Source organism: Lactobacillus jensenii DSM 20557, assembly GCF_001436455.1.
Taxonomy (GTDB): domain Bacteria; phylum Bacillota; class Bacilli; order Lactobacillales; family Lactobacillaceae; genus Lactobacillus; species Lactobacillus jensenii.
The window spans coordinates 1-18944 of the sequence record NZ_AYYU01000026.1 but is presented as its reverse complement, the minus strand read 5'-3'; the positions used below and the strand labels follow the sequence as shown (position 1 = coordinate 18944).

Here is an 18944-nt window from a genome sequence, read left to right as displayed (position 1 = left end):
CTATTTACACAAAAAATTTGACAGTTTCCAAATAAGCAGTTAATGTTACTTAACATCTACATATTTAATTACTTGTTTTACTTTAGATTGATTTTGTGGTTGATTAACGGCCAAAAGAATCTGTCTTAATTTGATTGATCCAATTTCAATAAGAGATGCCCTATCAGAACTATCAAAATAATGAACATTATTTTTCTTATCTAATGAATAATAGACTTCATCATTATTCACTTTAACTTTATAGATAGTCCCTTTATTTACAAAAGCGGGGACATTATTAGCATCTGTAACAAGACTAACTTCAACTTGCTTTGTTTTAAGTGCAGTTTTCCAAAGCTTTAAATAATTAGGATTATGAACATTATTACTTATAAAATCTAAGACACAAACACCAAATTGATAACAATTTAGTGTTTTCATATCAGTATTATTTTTGTTAACCAGTGAATCAACATTAGCGGGAGTAACTTTTTTTATATTAGAATCAACATTAATTAATAAATGATGCTTTTCTCCATTATCATTTGCAAGAGGGAGTTCTTTTTTAGGATTGCTGCTTACCTTCGTAGTTTGTAAATTTTTCGAACTTGTCGAAGGGATATCATTACTTACCAAAATATATGTAACTCCGATAATTAAAACAAATACTATCGCTAGCAAACCGATTATCCAAGTTTTATCCAACTTAATTTTCGCTTTTTTCATACTTATTCCTCCACCCAAAACTAAATGTTTCAGTATATATCATTATACCGATTTAAAAAGCCTTTATATAATCAAATTGAAAATAAACTACAATACATATTAATTGTATATAATGCTTCATCTATTCCATAAAAACTTAATCAACACTTGATCCACTTGCTCGTTTTCATGAAGTTTACTATGCTGCCCCATTTTCCCTAAAATTTCTTTTTCTGTATATGAATTAGCATGCGGTGCTAGTAAATACTTGAGTGAACGTGAGGAAACGTTAGATACTATCCCATCAGAATTGCTGCCATCATTTAAATTACCATAAATGTTCAAAATCGATACGCCTTTAGGATATAAGGATTTCATCTTTAGCAATTCTTTGTAGATATCATTCATTTGTTTAGGTTTACCATCATGATCCAAAGTAGTATAAGAAGTTTTATCATAGGCAATAATCCCATTAAAATGACCTGCTATATCTACCTGTTTTTCCAACTTAGGCAAGCTTTTTCTTTTTCCATAGTCCATCAATAAGTACATAATACTCATATTCCCCATTGAATGGCCTACTAAATTCATTTTCTTATAATGATATTGCTTTTGTACAGCCATAATTGCGGCATAAGCATACTTAGCATCTGTATGATAATCAGTATTTTCGTTATCCAAATATCCAACTTTTACAATTGGATTTTTTGCTTGTTTAGAAATAGCATTTTGAATATGAGCTACTCCATTTTTATCAACTATTACAGTTAATACATCTTTAGTAACACCAGCTTTTTTAGCCGCATTTACCATCTGCTTTTCAGCATTAATGCTTGAACCCCAACCATGAAAAAAGAAAGTCACAGTCCCTTTATCAGCCTGTTTAATAGTTTGAACAGGTACATTAGCTTTATTTTTACTTGCTTTTTTAACTGCAGCACAAGCCGTCAAAGTGAAACAAGCAAAGATGCAAGCTAAAATCTTTAGTATATTTTTCATCATTGATTACTCTTTTCTGTTAACTTAACAAAAAAAGCCTGCACTCAGGCAGACTTTTAATGTTTAGGATTATAGTAATTGATATGTAATTTTCTTTCTAATTTGCTAATTTTAGATCCTAAAATACTGTGTGCTAATCCACTAATTAATGCTAAGAAACCATAAACTAATGCACCAACTACTACGCAAATTGCAACTAAAATCATTGCAGTAATTCGACGATCTGCTGGAATGAATTTACCAAGAATAAATTGTAAAGCAAAAATCACTATAAACATTATTGCTGAAAAACTCATTATTCCAATAAAGCGCCGTTTAGTTCTCTTAAAATTAAAGTGAAAGGCAACTTTTAAGTGCTTCAAAGAAAGCAAAATTGTAAATAAGAATGCTAAATCTGTCGCAATCAAAGGTCCATTAACTTGGAACAAGCGAATAAGTGGATATTGGATTATACACTTAACAATTAGACCAACAACTAAGTACTTTATGGCAAGAATATTTTCTGACAATCCCTGCTGAACCGCCATTAAAACTGTAAATAATCCTAAGATAATAGCTGTAAATGATGCAATGAATAACACATTACTGCCAACAGGATCAAAACTATAAAAAATAGTGTAAATAGGCGTACTAATAGCTGCCATACCAAAAGCAGATGGAATCATGAAGAAAAAGAATAATTCCAAAGTATTTTCAATTTGCTTACGAATATCTTGATAATCTCTTCTTGCCTTAGCACCTGATAAAAGAGGAATTGCAGTAACTGCCATAGCTGTGGATAAAGACACAATAATCATAATCAGCTTATTAGCATTTAGACCAAACAAGGCATACATACTTTCAATCTGATCAAAACTGGCATGAACAAAGCTAGCCATGATTGGATGGAACGTATATTGATCAACTAACTGAAAAATATTAATTCCTGAATCAATAATAATAAATGGAATTGACTGTTGGACTATTTCTAGTAATAAGCTATTGGTCGATACTTGTAGTTCATTATTAGAATTTTCAACTAGGTTATCCATCTTAGCCTTTTGCTTTTGGTAGTAATATACCAAAAGTAAAATTCCAAACATTGCACCAATTGCTGCAGCTAAATTAGATTGGGTAACTGCTCGCAAATAGTTTCCATCTTGTATCTTCATAATGACATATGCAGTCATAAGCATCCATGCTACTCGAGCAAGTTGCTCAATAAACTGCGATAAAGCACTGGGCATCATGTCATTAAAACCTTGAAAGTAGCCACGCATGAGACTCATCAAAGGAATGATTAAGATTGCATAAGATAGACTCTTTAAAACTGGAACTTGTCTTGCATCTTGTCCTGCTAATATCGGAGCAAGACCAAACATCAGCCCAGCACAAACAATTCCAAAACCTATCATTAAGAGCAATCCACGATGAAATAGCTTACGAGATACCCCATATTCATTTAAAGCATTATACTTAGCAATTTGTTTAGCAACTGCGCCAGGAATTCCAGCCGTTGAAACTATAATAAATAAACTATAAATATTATAGCTTTGAGCAGTAATTGCATTAGCTAAATTTCCATCTTTTCCCATCCATGCATACCATGGAATGATATACAATGCACCTAAAATTCGTGAAAGAATAGAACCAGCTGTCATCCAAGCAGAACCCTTTAAAAGCTGAGCTTGGGAATCTTTATTTTCTATATTTTTATTTTCCATACTTTTTTCCATTCAAGAATGTTATGTATTAATTCTACTATCCAAAAAAATCAAACTAATAGAATTAGCTCTATTTAGGAAAAAATTAACCTATTTAGCAACGATGTTAACAATCTTGTTTGGAATTACAATAACCTTCTTCACATCTTTACCTTCAAGGAATTTTTGCACGTGATGATCTGCCATAGCTGCTTTTTCAAGTTCGTCTTTAGCAGCATCTTTATTAGCAGTGAACTTACCACGTAACTTACCATTAACTTGAACCATAATTTCAACAGTTGATTCAACTAACTTGGCTGGGTCAAATTTTGGCCATTCAGCGTAAGAGATACTTTCATCGTGACCAAGTACTTGCCAGATTTCTTCCATCATGTGAGGCGCAACAGGTGCTAATAACTTAACAAAGCCTTCAGCATATTCCATTGGAATTGTCTTAGCCTTTTGAGCTTCATTTACAAAGACCATCATTTGTGAAATAGCAGTATTAAAGTGCAAGTTTTCAAAGTCTTCAGTAACCTTCTTCACGGTTTGATTATAAACCTTATCTAAACTGCCATCATTTTCTTTAACAACCTTATCACTAACAATTGGATCTAAGTCTAAGTCATTAACAAATAAACGCCATACACGATCTAAGAACTTCTTAGTTGAAGCTGGGCCATTGTCATCCCAGTCAATTGAAGCATCTAATGGACCCATGAACATTTCATAAGTTCTAAGTGAGTCAGCACCATATTCTTCAATAACTTCATCTGGGTTAACGACGTTACCCTTAGACTTACTCATCTTGTCGTGGTCTTTCAAGATTAAACCTTGGTTGTATAACTTTTGGAATGGTTCCTTGGTTGGAACAACACCCAAGTCGTAAAGAACCTTATGCCAGAATCTTGCGTAAAGTAAGTGACGAACGGCGTGTTCTGCACCACCAATGTACAAGTCAACTGGTAACCACTTCTTAAATAATTCATAGTCACCTAACTTTTCATTGTTGTGTGGATCAATATAACGTAAGTAGTACCATGAAGAACCAGCCCAGTTAGGCATAGTGTTAGTTTCACGCTTACCTTTACGGCCATTTTCATCAACTACGTTAACCCAATCAGTCAAGTTAGCAAGTGGGCTTTCTGGGGTACCACTTGGCTTGATATCTGTTGCATGTGGTAAAACAAGTGGCAATTCATCTTCAGGAACTAAAGTAGTTTCGCCATCTTCCCAGTGAATTACTGGAATTGGTTCACCCCAGTATCTTTGACGACTGAAGTCCCAGTCGCGAAGCTTATAGTTAACCTTAGCTTCACCAAAATTATGTTCTTCAAGGTAAGCGATAATCTTCTTCTTAGCGTCAGCGATGTTTAGGCCATCTAAGATATCACTATTTACGTGAACACCATCATCTACAAAGGCTTCTTTATCTAAGTCGCCACCTTCAATTACCCGCTTCATTGGTAAATCATGCTTCTTAGCAAATTCGTAATCTCTTTGATCGTGAGCTGGAACTGCCATGACAGCACCAGTACCATAACTTGCTAAAACATAGTCACCAATCCAAACCGGAACTTCTTCACCATTAACAGGGTTAATTGCAAAGGCACCAGTAAAGACACCACTCTTATCTTTATTCAAATCTGTTCTTTCAAGGTCAGACTTTGATTCAACTTCCTTGATATAAGCTTCAACAGCAGCCTTTTGTTCAGGTGTGGTAATTTCCTTAACAAGGGGATTTTCTGGAGCTAAGACAGTGTAGCAAACGCCGTATAAGGTGTCTGGGCGAGTAGTATATACTTCAAAACTCTTGTCGCTATCTTTAATCTTAAAGCGCACTTGTGCACCTTCAGAACGACCAATCCAGTTTCTTTGCATTTCCTTAACTGGTTCTGGCCAATCTAAATCATCTAAATCTTCCAATAAACGATCAGCGTAAGCTGTCATCTTAAGCATCCATTGACGCATATTCCGGCGGTAAACAGGATAACCACCTCGTTCAGTCTTACCATCAACGATTTCTTCGTTAGCAACAACAGTTCCTAAATCTGGTGACCAGTTAACAGGAACTTCTGCTTCATAGGCAAGTCCCATCTTGTACATTTGTTCAAAGACCCATTGTGTCCACTTGTAAAAGTTAGGATCACTAGTTCTAACTTCACGATCCCAATCATAAGAAAAGCCCAACATATTAAGTTGCTTTTTAAAGTTAGCAATATTTTCATCAGTTACGATAGCTGGATCTTGCCCAGTCTTTAAAGCGTATTGTTCAGTTGGCAAGCCAAATGCATCCCAACCCATTGGGTGAAGCACATTATAGCCTTGTGCACGCTTCATTCTAGAAACAATATCAGTTGCAGTATAGCCTTCTGGGTGACCTACATGAAGCCCTTTACCAGATGGAAATGGGAACATATCTAAGGCATAGTAATTCTTCTTCTTTGGATCTGTGCCAGTTTTAAAAGTATTGTGTTCTGTCCAATACTTTTGCCACTTCTTTTCAACTACTTTGTGGTTATACATATTTATCCTCCTAATAAAAAAGTCCTATGAAAAAATCATAGGACGAAAATTCGCGGTACCACCTAAGTTCCATGCATACACATGACACTCAATAGTATCTTAAAGCGATACCAGACTCTGGGCTAATAAAAAGGCGAGTTCAAAGCGCTACTTAAAGTCTTGCACCAACCGACTCTTCTCTAAATAAGTAACTAACTTTTACTACTCCTTACCCTTTATTATCTTATTGACAATAATTATAATTTACCACATAAGCTTAATTTTAACAAAGGTGAATATTTATGAAAGAAAAAAATTATCTTACTTGTTTTAGTATATTAGCTATTATTTCAAGTGCTTTTTATGCATTTTGGGCATTTAGTGTTGCTTATCAGGCAAGCTTTATTAAAGGGTTCGACAAACTTTTTATAAATTTAATTGCTAATCAAAATAAAACTGAATTATTTATTTTGAAGCATTTAACAGTTCTAGCTAATACTCCTGTAGTCATTGGATACACCGTAGTCTTAGTAATATTTTTACTTTTGAAAAGAAAATATGCATTAGCTGGTTTTAGTACCTTTGTAATGGCTCTTGCTAATGGAAACAACTGGCTACTAAAACATATTGTACAGCGTCCCCGTCCAGCAGTTTCTCATTTAGTAAAAGCAACTGGTTATTCATTTCCAAGTGGTCATTCAGCCGGAAGTATGTCAATTTGCTTAGTTTTATTTGTAGTGGTCCTTATCTTAATGAATAAAGGGCTATTAAAACGCTTATTATTAATCATTCTTCCAATTATTCCTTTTATTATTGGAATGAGCCGAATTTATGTCCATGTCCATTATCCTAGCGATGTACTTGGAGGCTTCATTGAAGCAATTACTTATTTTCTATTAGGGCTATTAATTTTTCAAAGTAAATTATTCAAAAATAATGACAAATAATAACACAAAAGGCTATCGGAAAAATCCGATAGTCTTTTTGCTTGATTAATTTTAATGATATAAGTCAAATCTACCAACTGAGAAGGTCTCTTTTAAGCCACCAGTTTCCATCAAAGACTTATCAATAATAATCTTCTTCAACGCAGATGCTAAGTAGCCTTTGTAGCCCACGCCCAGTGCCTTACCTGCAGCTTGGGTTTCACCAATCGCAACCACAACACCCAAGTCATGATATTCATACTTAGCTGGACGAGCTTGTTGATTTACTCGGCTTTGAATATCTTTTGCTGCATAATTAGCCATTGAAAGAGCCATTTGTGCGGTGTTAGGCCATGGCCACTTCTTACCAGGTACCATTACACTTGATACATCCCCTAAAACATAAATATCATCACTTTCAGGAGCAGTCAAATGATCTGTGACCATTACCCGGCCACGACGATTCTTAAACCATGACTTGTCAATTACAGGACTACCACTAAAGCCTGTCATCCAAATTCTGATTCCAGCTTTAATTTCTTTAGCTTGATCATCATCTTTCATCTTGTAAATAACCGAATCGTTAGTTACTTCTTGGACAAAGGCTGGCTTAATAATTTCAATCTTGTTCTTATCAAGTAAGCCTAAAGCGTAATCTAACAGCTTACCTTGGAACATTGGTAAAAGACGGGGTGAAGCATCAATCATTTGAATTCGAATATCTTCTGGTTTAGCTTCAGCCATTTTGGCAAGGCGGGGTCTTGCTTCAGCTAAAGCACCAGCAAGTTCAATTGCTTGGAAGCCTGCACCACAAATGACAATTGATAAATGCTTAATATCGCGGTCTTGCTTGTAGGCCTTCATTTCAGCATAGATGTGGTCACGAATTGCTTCTGCTTCTTTGACATTGCTCATTGGCAAAGCATTTTCTTTTGCCCCGCGAACTCCCATGTCACTTAAGACAAAGCCTAAACCTAAAACGCAGTAGTCATAAGCAATAGCGCCATGATTCTTTAAATCAACAGTCTTTTCATGAATGTTAACTTTTTCAACTTCATCAACGATTAAGTCTGTCATCTTAGGATTTAAGACATCAGCTAATTCATAAGACATGCGAGTATAAGGGTAGGCTCCAGAAGCAACTTCATAAAGTCGCATAGTTTCGTAGTGATAAGGATTTCTATCTACTAAGGTGATATGAACTTCATTCTTTAACTTTTTTTGTAAAGCGACAACAGTCTTCAAACCTGCGTAACCTGCGCCCAAAACTACAATATTTTTCATAGATACTCCTCTTTTCTATTAAATTAATGCTCCGATTAAATAAGTAAGTGCATAAATCAAAGAACCCATTAAGAGAATCTTAACTGCACAGATAAAAGTCTTAGTTTTTACCTGCTCAGCTAAAAAGATGCGAGTTTGCTTATAAATAATTGGCGCAATTAAAATTGTTAACATTACCGTCATTGGTGCTAACTTAAGCCAAGGCAAAATAAGCACTACTAGTAAAGCCAAAATGTTCTTAATAACAAAAAACTTCAATGCCCACTTCTTACCGATAAAGTGAATGATAGTCTTGCGGTGATTATCTTCATCTTCTTGTGCATCGCAAATATTGTTAGCCAGCATTAAATTGGATATCCACAATTCATCTGGTAAAGCTAGTAAAAATATCTTTGCTAAAGTTAAAAGACTCCAATTAAAGACTTGGTAGCTATTTAAGTAGACACTTAACAAAACAATCATAAAGCCCATAGTAAAGCCTGATGCTAGTTCACCAAATGGCAAACTTGAAATAGGTAGTGGCCCTGATGAATAAGCATATCCTATAAAGAAGCAAAATACTCCCATCCATAAAACAGCTAATCCTGTTTTATAAACTAACCATAGACCAATTAGTGCCGAAATTACAGTAAAAACTATAATTAAATTACGTACTAATTTTGGTGAGATATTTTCTCTACCGATGATATTAGTTTTTTGTTGGTAAACCTGACTATCTGCGTGATAATAGTCATTGTAGTTATCAAGCATATCAACCACCATGTTAAACATAAACATTGCAACAAAAAAGGCAATTGACACTAGCCAATTTATGGAATGATAATAATAAATGCTATAAGAAAGACCTAAGATAAAAGGTAAAACACTAGCAGATTTAGCTTTTATTTCTACTAGTTCTAAAAAAGTCGCAACTGACATCAAGCCACTTCCTCTCATTTTTGATGCCACTTATATTATCGATTTTTTATTTAAAATAGTTAAGGAAAAATTTATGACTAATTCAAAACCTTGGAAAAAATATCCACTAATTGCCAATGAATTAGCTCAAGTAAATGAGCTTCTCAAGCAAACAATGCATGCGCCAAATAAGAATTTAGAATCAGCATTGAAAGAAATGGCCGATAATGGTGGTAAATATCTTCGTCCAAGTCTGGTGCTTTTAGCAGCTCATGCTGTTGGTAAAACTAATAAACAAATTATTCAAATTGCCACTGCAATTGAAACTTTACATATGGCAACTTTAATCCACGATGATGTCATTGATGATTCTGATAAAAGACGTGGTAAACCCAGTATTCAGTTTGCTTTCGGCAAAGATGTTGCTGTTTATGCTGGGGACTTACTTTTTACAAATTTTTTTGACTTAATGCTAGATGTGAATGAACCTGAATACCTTCGGCTCAATGCTCAGACTATGCGCCAAATTTTAAATGGAGAACTTGGCCAAATGAATCAGCGTTTTAATCTTGAGCAAACATTTGACGATTACCTAGCCGATATTAAAGGTAAAACCGCTACCCTCTTTCGCCTAGCAGCTGAAGAAGGCGCTCACTTTGCTGGGGGAAATCTGGAGCAAACGCAAATTTTAGCTAATTTTGCGGAAGACTTAGGAATTGCCTTTCAAATTATCGATGATATCTTAGATTATCGTGGTAGCAGTCAATTAAATAAACCAATGCTCGAAGACTTACCTACAGGCGTTTATTCTCTACCACTTTTACTTACCTTAAAACAGCCCGACTTAAAGGCACAATTATTGCCACTTTTAAATAAGAGAACTGCAATGACTGTTAAAGATATTAAGCAAATTCAAGCAATTGTTATTGATAGTGGCGCAATCACTGAAAGTAAACAACTAGCGCAAAATTATGCCCAAAAAGGTATAGCTGAACTAGCAAAATTAGCACCAAATCCTGCTGTTAAAATTTTAGAAAAAATGGCAAAAGAACTTTTGCAAAGAACTTTTTAGCTGATCAAAGACCTTGGTCAGCTTTTTTTAGTTCCCTAAAGCGACTACTATTTTCCCATAATTCATTTGGACTACCTTGGATGACAATTTGACCATGTTCAATAAACAAGACTTGGTCCATCTTATCAATTCCTTGCAAGTGGTGTGTTATCCAAATCATTGTTTTCCCAACTAATTGCTGATTAAAGGTGTCAATAACAGCTTGTTCAGTTACTGAGTCTAGCCCTACTGTTGGCTCATCTAGTAAAACAATTGGAGCATCTTGTAATAAGATTCTAGCTAAGGCTAAACGATGACGTTCACCACCAGAAAAACGCAACCCCGCTTCATCTACTTTGGTATCTAACTTTTGAGGCAATTTTTTCACCATTTCAAGTAAGCCAACTCTATCTAAGGCATCCCAAATTTGCTCATCACTTGCTGTTTCATTACCTAAACGCAAATTGTTAGCAATCGTGGTGTTAAACAAGTAAGGCTTTTGGTTAATCACACTAAAATAATTAGCAATTTGATCACCAAATTTGGCAGTTGGAATGCCATTTAAGCTAATGCTACCTTGACTAGGTAACCGATCTCCGCGCAGTAAGCTAGCTAGCGTGCTTTTTCCTGCTCCACTTTGGCCTAAAATTGCTATTTTTTCACCAGCCACTATCTTGAGATTAATCCCGCTTAAAACTTCTTTATCAGTCTTAGGATAAGTGTAATGAACATCCTTTAAAAGTAAGTTATATGGAGCTTCAATTTGAATTTTTTCGTTATTAGTAATTTTTTCTGTTTTTAACTTATTTAGCCGTCTTAGTGATTTTTCATAGACATTAGTCTCTTGTCCTGCAGCAGGTAAGCCAGCAATTGCTTCGTTTAATGGAAATACCGCTAAAACAAAAGCTGCAATCCAGTTAGTAGCATGAGCAAATTTACCAGCACCCCAAATAATTAAGCTGACAATAACTAACAAGTAAAACATTTGAACTATAAAATTCCGTTTACGTTCAAAACTCTTTATTTGTTGTTGAACTTCAACCATCTTAGCTTGATTATCAACATGAAGCTTTAAGAATTCTTGGCTACGTCCTGAAAGGACCCAATCACTAACCCCCATCACATTATCAGTCAAGTCGACATAGAGTCGGTCACGTGCCTCTTTTTCAAAGCTTTGCTTAGACCCATTAACAATAATTGACCAGATAGGAATAGCAAAAATCATAATTCCGAAAACAAGAAGCATCCATAAACCCATTAACGGTGTTAAAAAGCCGAGTGCAACTACTATAATTGCATATAAGCCCCAGGCAACAAACATTGGAAAAATAGACCGCAAATATAGATTTTGAATGTGACTAACATCATCTGAAAGAAGTCCTAAGATATCACCTAGTTGATATTTACTATTAAACTTAGTTGCATCTACTTCTAAGGCATCATAAAGGTTCTGTCTAAACTTCGAAGTCATCTGAAAGACCCAGTTATGACTCGCCAATCTTTCCAAATATTGCAAGGCTGGTCTACCAATTCCGAAGGCTCTAGTCAAAACAATCGGCACATAAACTAGCAAAATATTTTCCGGCTTGGTGGCAGACTTACTAATTAAAAAGCCCGCACAAAACATTAATCCCGCTGCACAAACAAAAGTTAGAATCCCTAAAGAAATTGCAAGGACTAATGTTTTTTTGTATCGCTTCAAAAACGGCTTAACCCATCGGTCCTCTTTAAGCGCTTGAATAATTGGAATTTTGTTAAACATTCTTAGTCCCCCGCATTTCTTGCGTTAATTTGGTAAAATAACCTGCTTCTTTTGTTAATTCGTCAAATGTGCCTTGCTGAACCAACTTGCCTTCATGCATAACCAAAATATAATCCATTTCTTTTAACCAGTGCAGACGGTGAGTAGCAAAGATGACTAATCTATTTTCCATTAGTGGCAACATTTGCTTCTTCAAATCAACCTCAGTTTCTATGTCTAAGTGAGCAGTCGGTTCATCAAATAACATTACTTTTCTAGTTTTATCTAAGAATGCCCGCGCAAGTGCAATTCTTTGTGCTTGTCCACCTGATAAGACCCGCTTACCTTGACCGATAATTGTATCAAGTCCTTCTGGCAGTTCTGATACTAATTCATCTAAGCTCACGACATGAATCGCCTTCATAATTTCAGCATCACTTGCCTCAGGAGTATAGAAGGCAATATTTTCACGTAAACTAGCAGTAAAAACGTAAGGATTCTGCGGAATATAAAGCATCTGCTGATGCCAAGCTGGAATATTTAAAGTTGCGGCTTTTTGTCCATCAATTATTATTTTTCCTGATTTTGGTGGTAAAAAGCCACTTAATAAATTAATCAAAGTTGACTTACCAGAACCACTCATCCCAATAATACCAACTTTTTCATAGCCCTTAATTTCAACTGAAACTGGCCCTATTTCAGTTTGATTATTATAGTTAAATTCTAAGTTTTCTAACTTAAGTTCACTCTTTGAATTCCAAGGTTCAATCGCTAAATCAGCACTAGCTTGCATTGGGCGACTAATTAATTCATTAATTCGCTTGAAAGCATTCTTACCATTTAAGGTTGCATGATAATCACTAGCAAAATTTCTGATTGGTAAGAAATACTCAGGCGCTAAAATCAGAATTGATAAAGCTGGATATAATGGCAATTGTCCATTTAAAAGGCCAAAGCCCAAATATACTGCTACGACAGCAATTGATAGCGTAGTAAAGAAATCTAAGGCAAAAGTTGAAAGCATCGCCACTTTAAGGACTGCCATCGTTTTATGGCGAAAATCTTCGCTGACACGAAAAATACTTTTTGAATATCTTTTACTCAGGCCTAAATATTTCAAGGTATCAATTCCACGTAGTGAATCGATAAAGTTATTAGATAGTTTTTGAAAATCACCAAATTGCTTACTTGCCCGGTCTTTAGCAGCATAACCCAAAATGATCATGAACAGTACAATCAGCGGATACATCAATAACAGCCCCAGAGCTGACTGCCAGTTAATAAAGAGCATGGCAATAAAAAGCAAAATAGGAATTATCATCATCGCTAAAACTTTAGTATAAATCAGCTTGATATAATCCCGAACTTCATCAATTCCATATAAAGCCATCGTAATTAAACTCCCAGTCCCTTGGCTTTGAACTAAGGATTGGCCAGATTTAAAAATCTTATTTAATAACTGCTGACGCAACTTTTCGACTTCTTGACTAGAATAAGTTTCCAGCATTTTATCTTTAAGCAAATCAATTAGCTGTCTACCAGTAAGGCAAACAATAAAGATTAATAGATACTGCCAGTTTAACTTCTTCCCTTGCCAAAGAGTTGTTAAAACTGCACTTAACGATAAAGCCTGGCCAATAATCAAAAAAGCCTGCAGAACTTCAAGTACTGCAAGCTTTTTCAAAATTGAACCAGCACCAGCAAGTTTAAATAGGTGTTGATCAATCATCTTAATATCCTTCTCCTACTGCAGGCATCTCGATTCTCTTGCGGAAAATCCAGTATGACCAAATTGTATAAGCAAGAACAATTGGAACGAAAATAAAGGTTGCAATTGTCATAACTGTCAAAGTGTAATTTGATGATGAAGCTGTCTTAATCATCAAATCAAAGTTACTGCTGATAGATGAAATCATTAATCTTGGGAATAATCCACAGAAAATCAAAGCTACCAATGAAATTAAAGTTAAGCCACTAAATGTGAAGGCATAACCTTGATGATTGCTAAAGACTGAGACATGTCCAGCAACTGAGAATGCTACAATTAGCACTAGGCAAATCAAAGTCAAAATTGGATGTACCTTGATAAAGTCAGTTTGAAATAGCAATAACAAGGCAAAGACCACTTCGCCTGCGTAAAGTACCCAATAAAGTGCTTGAGCATAGTTGCGAGCGCGATCACAGATAACGCCTTTAGTTCTCAAAACAATATAATTCAAGCCATGAAGGTACGTTAATAAAGTTAAGGCAATGCCGCCAACAACTGAGAACCAGTTAAAGTAATCAAAGAAGCTAGCGCTCATATTACCTTTAGCATCAATTGGCATACCTTTAATCATTGAGACAAACATTACTCCTAAGAAAAATGGAGCAATAAAACTACCTAATGCCAAAGCATTATCCCAAATCCTTTTATTTGGTTGAGAACTTTGAGCTCTAAATTCAAATGAAACACCACGAATAATTAACCCTACCAGAATCAATAATAAGATTAAGTAGTAGCCGGAAAACAGTGAGGCATACCAGTATGGGAATGATGCGAACATCGCACCACCAGCAGTAATTAACCATACTTCATTACCATCCCAAACTGGCCCAATTGTTTGAATAACTTGACCTCTTTCTTCGTCGTTATGAGCTAAGGTTTTAACTGCCATTCCGACACCATAATCAAAACCATCTAAGAAGAAGAAGCCACTAAATAGAACTCCAATTAGGATAAACCAAAGAATTTGTAAGACTGACATTTAGAAGGCCCCCTTTGCAAATGGATCAGTTGCAAAACTAGCTTGATCCTTCTTAGCCAATTCATCAGGGTCATTGTGTAAGTAGCGAATAATTAAGCTAATTAAAACAACAGCTAAACCAGTAAATAAGCAGAAGTAAACAATATTTGAAGTTAGCAATGAAGCAACTGAAACATTTGGAGAAACACTTTGTTCAATTGTAAATAAACCATAAACTGTCCAAGGTGCACGGCCAAGTTCAGTAATTAACCAACCACAAGTGTTAGCAATAAATGGTGTAAAGGTCATTAATGCTAATACCCATAAACACCAACGATGTTCATATAAGCTTTGCTTCTTCTTGCAAGTCATAACTAAACCTACAATTGAAACTAAAGCCATTAATGAACCAAATCCAGCCATAAAGCGGAAGCTCCAGAATAGGGTATTAACTGGAACATAGTAATTCATCTTATGACCGGCAATATGGGTACCATAACGCTTTTCAAGTTCAGAGTTGATTTCTTCCATACCCTTAACTGAGCCTTTAGTGCTGTGGTAAGAAAGAATACTCAACATATCAGGAATTTCAATCTTGCCTTTCACTTCGTGAGTCTTCGGATCAGCAAACCCCACAACAGTCCAAGGAGCTTCATCACCTGTTGTCTTATATACTGCTTCAGTAGCCGCAAATTTCATTGGTTGATCATGAACAAGGGCTTGCATTTGTACATCCCCCATGCCAATTGAACCTAACGAGAAAATTAGCATTAAGAGAAGACCTAAACGCATTGTCTTATGATAGATTTCTTGGTTAACAGCTGATAAGTTTTTCTTCTTAAGTAATTGAAAGGCAGTTAACCCAGTAATAATTGTTGCACCAGTTAAAAGTGCACCAGTTAACACGTGTCCTAATTCCAAAACTAATTGCTTATTAGTTAATAAGGCAGCAAAATCAACCATTTCAGCTCTACCATTTCTAATAGTAAAGCCAACTGGGTGTTGCATAAATGAGTTAGCAGCTAAAATCCATAGTGAAGAAGTAACTGTCCCAAAAACAATCATCCAAATAAAGAATAAGTGTAACTTTTTACCAACCTTATTCCAAGTAAACATCCATAGTCCAATGAATGTTGATTCAATAAAGAATGATAATAATGCTTCAAATGCTAGTGGAGCACCAAAAATATCTCCCATAAATCTAGCATAATCAGACCAATTCATCCCAAACTGGAATTCTTGAATAATCCCAGTTACAACACCTACTGCAAAACTAAGTAAGAAGATGTTTCCCCAAAATCTGGTCATCTTTTTATACTCATCTTTGCCAGTATGAACATACATTGATTCCATTACAGCGACTGTAAACACCGTACCAATTGAAAATGGTACAAAGAAAAAGTGAAAAATCGTTGTCATTGCGAATTGGAATCTTGCAAGACTAACAATATTCATTCTAGACACCTCCAAAAAATATATTATTATTTATTTGGAAAGAGCAATAATAATATATTCACTCAATCACAGTTTACTGCTTGTTGAAATCAGTTTCAAGAATTATAAATATNCGTAATATCAATTGATATTACGCACTTTTATTTTGTTCGTTTATTTTTTACTTTCATGATAAGTTATGTTAATTACAAATGCCAAAATAATTACTATCAAACTAGTAATATAAACACTCTGTAAACTTATATGTAGGACATTCCGTAAATCTGGTACCAAGTCCTTAGCTAATTGATGAACCTTTTGTGAATTAACCACCTTGTTCATCATCGACATATTTAAATTAGAATGCTTACTTAACTGATGGGCCATTACACTGTTAAAAACAATCCCATAAATTGAAACCATAACAGTTTGTCCTAAATATTTCATAAGAGTATTAAAAGCAGTGGCAACACCAATATTTTCTTTTCCTACAATTACTTGACTTTTAACTTGTGTAGTTGTAGCAATAGTCCCAAAAGTTAGTCCATGTAAAAAGGTAATAGCGCAAAACACCCCAAATTGTGTATATGTTGGTATTACTACCAAAACTAAATCCGCTATAAATAAGAATATTAATGAATAGGATATAAGCCTTTTTGACCCCAATTTGGGCATTAAGCTACCCGCAATAAAAGAACCAATCACCCACATTAATGCACTTGGCGTTACAGCAAACCCCGCAATAGATGCAGGTAGGCCATTTATTCCTTGCATCCACGTTGGCAAATAAAATTCAAGTCCAATTACTACTCCCATAATGAGTAGCGTAATTGCATTTTGCGCAACAAATTCTTTATTTTTAAACATTTCAAGTGGCATTATTGGATCTGTAGCTTTTTGTTCTGCCTTTTTAAAAAAGAAAATAGAAACACAACTTAAAGTTAGTAAGCTTATTAGCAACAATACTGAATAATTTTCACTTAAGCCCTGCAAAAAGAGCATAAAAGCAAGTAAGAAACTAACTAAAAAAATAGTTCCTCTAAGATCTAACTTACCGTCCTTAGGGACAATCTTTTCTTTAAAGAAGAAACTGATTAATAGAAAAGCTAAAACACCAAAAGGTAAATTAATATAAAATACCCAATGCCAAGTTAAATGTTGGACAATAAATCCACCAAGTAAAGGAGCAATTACTGACGCTAAACCCCAAAAACTTGAATTTAGTCCTATCATTTTTGCGCGCTTATGAAGTGGATACATATCAGCCAGCATTGTAATTGCAACTGGCTGAATTGCTCCTGAACCAATTCCTTGAATCACTCTAAAGACAATTAACTGAAGCATATTATGAGAAAGACCACATAAACACGATCCCAATACAAAAACCAAAATTCCGAATAGAAAAACGGGTTTTCTTCCAAAACGGTCAGCCATCTTCCCATATAATGGAGTTGAAATTGCAGTCATCAGCAAAAATATTGAAACAACCCAGTTCATAATTTCTAATCCATCTAAATCAGAAACAATGGTTGGCATTGCAGTTGAAACAATTGTGCCTTCAACTGCACTCATAAAAGTAGTTAAAAAGATAGCAAAAGTAACAATTGCAACTTTCTTTTTTTCCATTTATATGACCTACTAATTTTCCTTAATGTAATCTAAAATTTCTTGGGTTTTATCAGTTCTTTCCCAAGGTAAATCAATATCTGTTCTACCAAAGTGTCCGTAAGCAGCAGTTTGACGATAAATCGGACGTCTTAAATTGAGCATTTCAATAATTCCTGCCGGTCTTAAATCAAATACAGATCTAACTGCTTTTACTAAAACATCATTTGCCACTTTTCCTGTTCCTTCAGTATCAATTCTAATTGAAACAGGGTGTGCTACACCGATTGCGTAGGCTAATTGAACTTCACATTTCTTGGCAAGTCCTGCAGCAACAATATTTTTTGCAACGTATCTAGCTGCATAACTGGCACTACGATCTACTTTTGTAGCATCTTTACCAGAGAATGCACCACCACCATGACGTGCATAACCACCATAGGTATCAACAATTATTTTTCGACCAGTTAAGCCAGAATCTCCTTTGGGTCCACCAATAACAAAGCGGCCAGATGGATTAATTAAATATTTTGTATCATCATCTAGAAGTTCATTAGGAATAACAGTTTTAATTACATCTTCTACCATTGCGCGCTTAATTTCTTCATTTGAAACTTCAGCATCGGTTTGAGTAGAAATAACAACTGTATCTACACGCTTAGGTTGGTCATTTTCATCATATTCAACAGTAACTTGAGCTTTACTATCAGGTCTTAACCAAGTAAGAATATTCTTTTTTCTAAGTTCTGCAACTTTTCTCATCAATCGGTGAGCCAATGAAATTGGTAATGGCATTAATTCAGGAGTTTCATCAATTGCATAACCAAACATTAATCCTTGGTCTCCTGCACCTATTTTATCCAAAGCATCTGAATCATTAGTGTCACGAGTTTCAATTGAGTGATCAACTCCTCCGGCGATATCTGGAGACTGTTCATCAATATCAACCATAACAGCACAATTATTACCGTCAAAACCAAGACTTGGGTCGTTATAACCAATATCTAAAATTGTTTGACGAACAACACTCTGAATATCAACATATGCTGAAGTTGAAATTTCACCAAAAACAAAGACCATACCAGTAGTAACAATCGTCTCACAAGCAACACGCCCATTTGGATCTTGCTTTAAAATGGCATCTAAAACAGCATCAGATATCTGATCTGCAATCTTATCTGGATGTCCTTCTGAAACTGATTCTGAAGTAAATAAACGTTTTTCCATAATGTCCCCCTATAGACAAGCTATTCGGTTACAAGGCATCTTCGCATTACGAATCCTATCAGGACTTGAACCGATCTAATAAATTGATAATTCTAATAATTCGTTCCTATGGTATAAAAAAAGAACCACCTAAACGGTGGTTCTTTAGGAACTATGGAGGATACAGGGCTCGAACCTGTGACC

14 protein-coding genes and 1 riboswitch are annotated in these 18944 nt (G+C 35.1%); of the genes, 2 read left to right on the top strand and 12 right to left on the bottom strand.

The features are described 5' to 3' along the window. Positions 1-45 precede the first annotated feature (45 nt). From FC45_RS06505 to leuS, 4 genes are all read right to left on the bottom strand, one after another. Entirely contained in the window at positions 46-705 is a 660-nt protein-coding gene (locus tag FC45_RS06505; RefSeq protein WP_006588098.1) for a hypothetical protein, read from the bottom strand. A 117-nt stretch (positions 706-822) separates the two neighbouring features. Continuing rightward, a complete protein-coding gene (locus FC45_RS06500; RefSeq protein ID WP_006588491.1) occupies positions 823-1683 on the bottom strand; it encodes an alpha/beta hydrolase in 861 nt (286 codons plus the stop codon). A 56-nt stretch (positions 1684-1739) separates the two neighbouring features. Beyond that, positions 1740-3386: a putative polysaccharide biosynthesis protein gene (locus FC45_RS06495; protein ID WP_006588096.1), complete on the bottom strand. Its 1647-nt coding sequence runs from the start codon at positions 3384-3386 to the stop codon at positions 1740-1742. Between the two features lie 90 nt (positions 3387-3476). After that, positions 3477-5891, bottom strand: a complete 2415-nt coding sequence (leuS, locus tag FC45_RS06490) for a leucine--tRNA ligase (protein ID WP_006585091.1) — start codon at positions 5889-5891, stop codon at positions 3477-3479. A gap of 281 nt (positions 5892-6172) precedes the next feature. On the opposite strand from leuS, the gene FC45_RS06485 reads away from it, so the two are divergent. After that, positions 6173-6817 carry a phosphatase PAP2 family protein gene (locus FC45_RS06485; RefSeq protein WP_006588095.1) on the top strand — a complete coding sequence of 215 codons (645 nt, stop codon included), beginning with the start codon at positions 6173-6175 and terminating at the stop codon, positions 6815-6817. 51 nt (positions 6818-6868) lie between these two features. On the opposite strand, the gene FC45_RS06480 is transcribed toward FC45_RS06485, so the two are convergent. Together FC45_RS06480 and FC45_RS06475 are read right to left on the bottom strand one after the other, a co-directional pair. Further along, entirely contained in the window at positions 6869-8080 is a 1212-nt protein-coding gene (locus tag FC45_RS06480) for an NAD(P)/FAD-dependent oxidoreductase (protein ID WP_006585093.1), read from the bottom strand. 18 nt (positions 8081-8098) lie between these two features. After that, on the bottom strand, positions 8099-8998 hold the full coding sequence (locus FC45_RS06475; protein WP_006585094.1) for a prenyltransferase: 900 nt from the start codon (positions 8996-8998) through the stop codon (positions 8099-8101). 73 nt (positions 8999-9071) lie between these two features. Between FC45_RS06475 and FC45_RS06470 the strand changes: the two genes are divergently transcribed. Next, positions 9072-10049 (top strand): polyprenyl synthetase family protein, encoded by a 978-nt coding sequence (locus FC45_RS06470; protein WP_006588094.1) that lies wholly within the window; start codon positions 9072-9074, stop codon positions 10047-10049. A gap of 4 nt (positions 10050-10053) precedes the next feature. On the opposite strand, the gene cydC is transcribed toward FC45_RS06470, so the two are convergent. The 6 genes from cydC to metK form a co-directional block, all read right to left on the bottom strand. Continuing rightward, positions 10054-11790 carry a thiol reductant ABC exporter subunit CydC gene (gene cydC, locus FC45_RS06465; protein WP_006585096.1) on the bottom strand — a complete coding sequence of 579 codons (1737 nt, stop codon included), beginning with the start codon at positions 11788-11790 and terminating at the stop codon, positions 10054-10056. Beyond that, entirely contained in the window at positions 11783-13498 is a 1716-nt protein-coding gene (gene cydD, locus FC45_RS06460) for a thiol reductant ABC exporter subunit CydD (protein WP_006585097.1), read from the bottom strand. Before cydD ends, cydC begins: the two co-directional genes overlap by 8 nt. 1 nt (position 13499) lies before the next feature. Further along, positions 13500-14516: a cytochrome d ubiquinol oxidase subunit II gene (gene cydB / locus FC45_RS06455; RefSeq protein ID WP_006585098.1), complete on the bottom strand. Its 1017-nt coding sequence runs from the start codon at positions 14514-14516 to the stop codon at positions 13500-13502. Beyond that, positions 14517-15950, bottom strand: coding sequence for a cytochrome ubiquinol oxidase subunit I (locus tag FC45_RS06450; RefSeq protein ID WP_006585099.1), 1434 nt, complete (start codon positions 15948-15950; stop codon positions 14517-14519). Positions 15951-16103: 153 nt separating this feature from the next. After that, positions 16104-17555: an MDR family MFS transporter gene (locus tag FC45_RS06445; RefSeq protein ID WP_006588093.1), complete on the bottom strand. Its 1452-nt coding sequence runs from the start codon at positions 17553-17555 to the stop codon at positions 16104-16106. 12 nt (positions 17556-17567) lie between these two features. Further along, on the bottom strand, positions 17568-18761 hold the full coding sequence (gene metK, locus FC45_RS06440) for a methionine adenosyltransferase (RefSeq protein ID WP_006588492.1): 1194 nt from the start codon (positions 18759-18761) through the stop codon (positions 17568-17570). Then, positions 18759-18837: riboswitch (SMK box riboswitch) on the bottom strand. It overlaps the preceding gene by 3 nt. Positions 18838-18944 lie beyond the last annotated feature (107 nt).